This is a genomic window from Jannaschia seosinensis, from assembly GCF_001408515.1.
In the GTDB taxonomy this organism is placed as follows: Bacteria; Pseudomonadota; Alphaproteobacteria; order Rhodobacterales; family Rhodobacteraceae; genus Jannaschia; species Jannaschia seosinensis.
The window spans coordinates 1-5,362 of sequence record NZ_CYPR01000034.1 but is presented as its reverse complement, the minus strand read 5'-3'; the positions used below and the strand labels follow the sequence as shown (position 1 = coordinate 5,362).

Annotated in this window: 5 protein-coding genes and 1 pseudogene; 3 read left to right on the top strand and 3 right to left on the bottom strand. The window is 60.8% G+C overall.

Going from position 1 to position 5,362, the window contains the following annotated elements:
• Positions 1-534: pseudogene (locus tag JSE7799_RS21510) on the top strand (IS5 family transposase); the annotation flags it as partial.
• A gap of 39 nt (positions 535-573) precedes the next feature.
• Here JSE7799_RS21510 and JSE7799_RS02870 read toward each other — a convergent pair.
• Together JSE7799_RS02870 and JSE7799_RS02865 are read right to left on the bottom strand one after the other, a co-directional pair.
• Positions 574-1,341: a glycosyltransferase family 29 protein gene (locus tag JSE7799_RS02870; protein ID WP_055662258.1), complete on the bottom strand. Its 768-nt coding sequence runs from the start codon at positions 1,339-1,341 to the stop codon at positions 574-576.
• On the bottom strand, positions 1,338-2,312 hold the full coding sequence (locus JSE7799_RS02865; RefSeq protein WP_245624781.1) for a polysaccharide pyruvyl transferase family protein: 975 nt from the start codon (positions 2,310-2,312) through the stop codon (positions 1,338-1,340). The genes JSE7799_RS02870 and JSE7799_RS02865 overlap by 4 nt, the downstream gene beginning before the upstream one ends.
• 67 nt (positions 2,313-2,379) lie before the next feature.
• Here JSE7799_RS02865 and JSE7799_RS02860 point away from each other — a divergent pair, with 67 nt between their 5' ends.
• A complete protein-coding gene (locus JSE7799_RS02860; protein ID WP_245624780.1) occupies positions 2,380-3,306 on the top strand; it encodes a stealth family protein in 927 nt (308 codons plus the stop codon).
• Here JSE7799_RS02860 and JSE7799_RS02855 read toward each other — a convergent pair.
• A complete protein-coding gene (locus JSE7799_RS02855; RefSeq protein ID WP_144431533.1) occupies positions 3,297-4,565 on the bottom strand; it encodes a glycosyltransferase family protein in 1,269 nt (422 codons plus the stop codon). The genes JSE7799_RS02860 and JSE7799_RS02855 overlap by 10 nt on opposite strands.
• 247 nt (positions 4,566-4,812) lie before the next feature.
• Here JSE7799_RS02855 and JSE7799_RS02850 point away from each other — a divergent pair.
• Positions 4,813-5,362: transposase family protein (locus JSE7799_RS02850; protein ID WP_503089877.1), on the top strand; the 550-nt coding region annotated here is incomplete at its 3' end.

The window sequence follows — 5,362 nt, the reverse complement described above, 5'->3', positions numbered from 1 at the left end:
AGCCCTGAACGAGGGCGCGGCCGAGCGTAATCACCCGCCCGACCGCTTGCAGAGGATCGACAGCACGGTGATCCGGGCGCATCAGCATGCAGCCGGCGCAAAAGGGGGACTCCGCGATAGGGTATTGGCCGCTCAAGAGGTGGCCAGACGACCAAGATCCACCTCCGCACGAACGGCTGGAGCCTGCCGATGCGCACCGATGTGACGCCGGGCCAGACCTCGGACGACAGAGGCTTCGACTCGTCATGGACGATGCCTTGCCCGCGCCGGGCGAACTGCTTGCCGACAAGGGCTACGACGCGGACCGCATCCGCGACTGGGCCGAGGCCGAGGCCGAGGCCGGCGATCCCCGTCATCCCCATGCGCCGCAACCGCAAGGCCCGCGCGGGCGTGGACAAGACCCTCTACGCGCTGCGCAACCCGGTCGAGCGCTGCGTCAGGCGGCTCAAGAACAGCCGCCGCGTCGCCACCCGCTACGACAAGACCGTCGAAAGCGTCCTGGGCTTCGTCGACATCGCCTGCATCCGCCTCTGGACCCAACGTTCTGTCAACAGGACATGGGTAAGCGTGACTTCATTTCTCGAAGAGGTGTCTGCGAACTCCTTGCCCGAGGATGACCTTGGCGACCTCGGTGCGGGATAGACGCGTGCGAATCGCCTGTTTCTCCGAAGTTGGTTCGTGCGTCCCGCGCGCGTCGACCCAAGCACGCGCATCCTCAGGTGAGGCCACGGCGTCGTTGTAGCCGGCGGCGTAGGCGGTTTCGAAAAACGTGAAGCCATGGATCGCAATTTCAGCGATGGGCGCGTCGAGAAAAAACATAATCGCCGTTGCGCCAACGCTGGGCGGCCGGTCTCCGATGTCAATCCGCATAGCCGTCATCATGTCGAGGGGAATGAGCCGCAGGGGAGGGCCATCCACGCGACGCAACTCTGCCTTCTTAGCGTAGTAGGCCTGACGGTGTTCATTCTTACGCCAATAGGGGAACGCAAGCATTCCAACTCGACGCGCTTTCAGAAGGTCCGCAGGAATTGCCCCGGCGCTTCTCGGCCCATGCTCGCGGGAATTGTGCAGGAGCAGGTCGGTGCGTCTGCCAAGCACTTCAGGATCGCGCTCCGACAGGAGGAGGCCGTTGTTGAGGCGCACCACCACGTCGTACGCGTCCACGTCCGTTCCGTTCAGGTCGTCAAAAACCGTCTGGGCGGGTCCAAGTACAATAACGCGCTTTCCCAAAAACAACGACGGCTGCAGCAGATCGGGACCCCATGGGGTGGCGGGATGAAAAGCGACACTGCGCGCGACACCGTTGATCGCGGAGCGAAAACGCTTGCTGCCAATCTTCATTTTACTGAACTCGCAATCCGTTCGAACATTTCTCGGCGAGCCTCTGCTGCAGCGGCGCGATATCGGGCCAGCGCGGCCAGTTCGTCCGCCGAAAAGGGTATGCCCCGTCGCGCCTCGGTCCGGAACAGTGGTTCTTCAAGAACTGCTACATCGCGCACCCGCGATGTGTTTCCGAACGCGTCGCGCAGAACCGCCTCGATCTTGGGAGTATTCGACGGAAAGGCAATAAATGGTGTATCGGTCGCGATCGACAGAAGAACAGTGTGGAACCGCCCCGTCACGGCCAACGAATTTGAAGCCAGTCGGCTTGCAAAGGCGGTCGCATCGGAGCGCGGGCTCCACTGGCGCGACGCGGATGGCCCTGGCCATAACGTCCGCAGTTTCTCGCGTAGCTTTGCCCCGTGGGGTCGCTTCGGCTTCATGCGCTCATAACGTGCACCCATTTCCAGCGAGAACGTACGCAGATCTCTTGCAACCTCCTGAAGGACGCTGTCGGTCACAATTATTCCCTCACGTGGCGCGCTGGCGGGCGGTACCGAGAGGCCCAGCGACAGGTCCGGGACCATCTTCGCGTCGAGCCCGTGAGCTTCCAGATAGGCAAGGCTATCACTCTCGCGCACATGCACCGTGTCGAACCCGCGCAGCGCCTCTAGCGCAGCGGCGTCAAGTGCCGACACGGAAGCATTCAAAAGGTGGATCGGAAGACCATGGCGTCGCGCGAATACTGGAAGCGCCAGCAGATCGCGAGTGCGCTTGCGTTCGGCCGAGTGGTGGATCGTGCCTTCCCCGTTCACGATTATCGCGTCCGGGCGGGTCTGCATGATCCAGCGCTCGTACCCCGACCAATCGGTGGCTACAGGCCAAAGGAACGCAGCAGATATGTCCCGGGCCGCGAGTTCGCCCACTAGAGTCGACATCACGGCCGTGCAGCCATAATGACCGCTGACCGATGTGTCGTTGAATATGCCCACGTTCCGCACAGCTTCCGATAGCCAATGTCGGAGGCGGCTGCAAACCTGCCGAGGCTGGATAGTCATGATGGATGCAGTGATTACATGGGTCGACGGGGAAGACCCGGCTCACCTCGCCAAGCGCGCCGCCTATCGGGAGGGCGGCATTCATCCCGATACGTTTGGGTCAACGCGATTTGCCAATTCGGGCGAGTTGCGATTTTGCGTTCGCTCGCTCCTGCGCTTCTGCCCATTCATCGATCGCATCCACATCGTCACCGATGACCAGTATCCCGCACCGGTCGCCGATCTTCTTGACGATCCCGCTCATGCGAACCGCCTGCGCTTGGTGGATCATACGGAAATATTTGCTGAGTTCGCCGATCTCTTGCCGGTATTTTCGTCACGCTCGATTGAGACGATGATCCACCGCATTCCGGACCTGTCGGAGCGATTCATCTACCTTAACGATGATATTTTCATCGGCCGTACCATGTCCGAGACGGATTTTTTCGATGAAGGTCGCCCTGTTCTCCGCGGCCGGTTCCGTCCGTTTCCCTCTCGATTTCGTGAGTGGCTCAAGATCCGGCTGCGGGGGGAGCGGCCCGGTTACGCTGCCGCACAGAGAGACGCTGCGCGGCTGGTCGGGCGGACGGATCGTTATTTCCTGCTCGAACACCAGCCCCAGCCGATGCGTCGGCAGACGCTGCGCAACTTTTTTCAAAACGATCCTCAAGCGCTTCGGCGTCAGGTGGCGCACCGCTTTCGATCGGCTGAACAGGTCTCTCCCCTTGGCCTCGCCTGCCATCTGGAACTGGCTGCGGGGGCGCGGACGATTTCGCCTGTTGATGTAGGCTACGTGAAACCGGGCCGCCCGACAGGTGACGCGTTGCGTAAGACTTTGTCGCGACTACAAGAGGGCGGGTTCGAGTCCTTTTGTGTACAAAGCCTTGATGCCATGTCGGCGGAAGATCGAATTATCGTTCTCGATGGCCTCGCGCGGCACTACGACTGAGGCTGTATCGCCGTTCGCCACGCAGCCGCCGGCCCGTTGAGCGTAGGACGTTCTGAAGGGCGATTGTCTTCAAGCCGCTGAATGAGACTGGGCGTGCAGAACAGCTTCTCGGCAAGCTCACGGCAGGCCTTCAGGTAGATGAGACGACCGGTGTCGTCGGCGGCAACGCGATCAATCACATCCCGCACCTCGTCAGGCGTGCAGTAGATCGCCAAGTCGCCGAACGTTGCCTCGAAGCGGTGCGGCAGGATGACCGGCAAGCCTGACAACGACGCCTCGATAATGGTTCGCCCGAATGCCTCATGCCGCATGGGCGACGGAAAATTGACGAAGATGTCGAGTCCGTCGAGGTAGTCTCGCACGCTTCCCAAGCCGAAAGGAATTACCGTCCAGCTTTGGGGGACGCCGCCGCGCAATTTCGCCACAGTCTCTGCACCGCCAAGGATCGAGACACGGATATCGGGGTCGTCAGCCGGATAGACCGCCAGTAGCTCTTCCCTGTCCTCAAGCCACTTTCCGGGATGATCCCGGGCGTGCCGGCCGATCACGATTGGCGGCGTGAGTTTTGCACGTGGACGGAATGCAAATTCGGATTGATCCATAACCGGCGGCCAATCTCGGCGCGACAATTGCGAGGGCGTGTCGGTGTTGGCGAGATCGCGGCTGGACTCCTCCCGAATGATCGGTCCGGTCGGGCAAAGCTCCACGGATGGCCAGTCGAAACCACGGATGCTCTCATGCAGGCCGGGCCACGAGAAGACGGGTTTGCCGTCCTCGCTCCAGGCAGAATTGTTGACGACGAAGATCGCATGACCCGGTTCAATCCGCTTCGAAAGTTTCAGGAAGTTTCTGTTCATCATCATGCGGGGTCCGCGCACGATAGCTTTGCGACACGTGATGCGCCCGACGCGATGGGCCGGCACAATCATATCCATCACCGGCAGGTAACGCCCTGATACCCAATTCCATTTCCAACGTGATTTCTTGATGCTGCAATGAATGATGGCGACGCTGTATCCGGCCGACGCAAATGTGCGTGCCTCAGTCACCGTGGTTGCGGCATTGCCGCCCGGAAACCCGCAATGTGTAATGATGCAGATGTCGACCTCGACGTGCCTCGGCGCGACCGGACGCGGAATGCTGATCGATCCTTGCTCGCGGCGCCCGATTGCAGCGGCAAAACCCCAGACGCGATCGTGCAGATCATCCAGAGCGCTGAGCATCCGGCCCTGCATGCCTGCACCGTCGCGACCAGCCATACTCACATCCCGATTTCCCGTTTCACTTCGCTGTTACCAGCGCACCATCAATGGGCCAAGGGCCCCCGCCGGGTGATCCGGACCTACTTCTGGCTGGTGAGGCAACACAGAAAATGAAGCTCAACCTTGGCTTTGTTACGTAGGCAAGTCGAACGGCCAGACTACACGACACAGCCGTTTTTGGGGTGGCCGAGACCGGCAAGACGGATTCTTCTGGTGGACTCGACCTCGCCAAAGGAACGGTCCCTTGAATATCCGTGCTCTCGCCGATCTCCAGAAAACGCTAACTCCGCATGTGCCGTTGGGCAAGTCACGGCTCGAGACGCTCTGCATGATCCTGCTTGGCATGATCAGCGCCCGAACGGTGAACCTGACGCATATCGCGAGCGAGCGGCCAAGTCGCGCCATGGTTGCATCGACCTATCGCCGTCTGCAACGCTTCTTCCAACATGTGTGCCTGCCCGAGGATTGGAGCGTGGGCATCGTGATCTCGCTGCTCGGCAATCCTCGCCCTTGGCATCTCTGTCTCGACCGCACCAACTGGAAGATCGGCAAGACCGACGTTAACGTCCTCGTGTTGGCCGTCATCACGGTCAAGTTCCGCGTCCCGCTGATGTGGACCATGCTCCCGCATTCCGGCAACAGCACGACCGCTCAGCGCATCGCGCTGATGAAGCGGTATCTCGCGTATTTCGACGCCTCAACCGTTCGGATGCTGCTGGCGGATCGTGAGTTCATCGGTCAGGAATGGTTCACTTTTCTCGTCGAGCAGGAGATCCCCTTCGCGATCCGCATGA

Coding starts and splice junctions, on each gene's coding strand:
- JSE7799_RS02860 (WP_245624780.1), top strand. CDS start 2,380: ATGGATGCAGTGATTACATGGGTCGACGGGGAAGACCCGGCTCACCTC.
- JSE7799_RS02855 (WP_144431533.1), bottom strand. CDS start 4,565: ATGGCTGGTCGCGACGGTGCAGGCATGCAGGGCCGGATGCTCAGCGCT.
- JSE7799_RS02870 (WP_055662258.1), bottom strand. CDS start 1,341: ATGAAGATTGGCAGCAAGCGTTTTCGCTCCGCGATCAACGGTGTCGCG.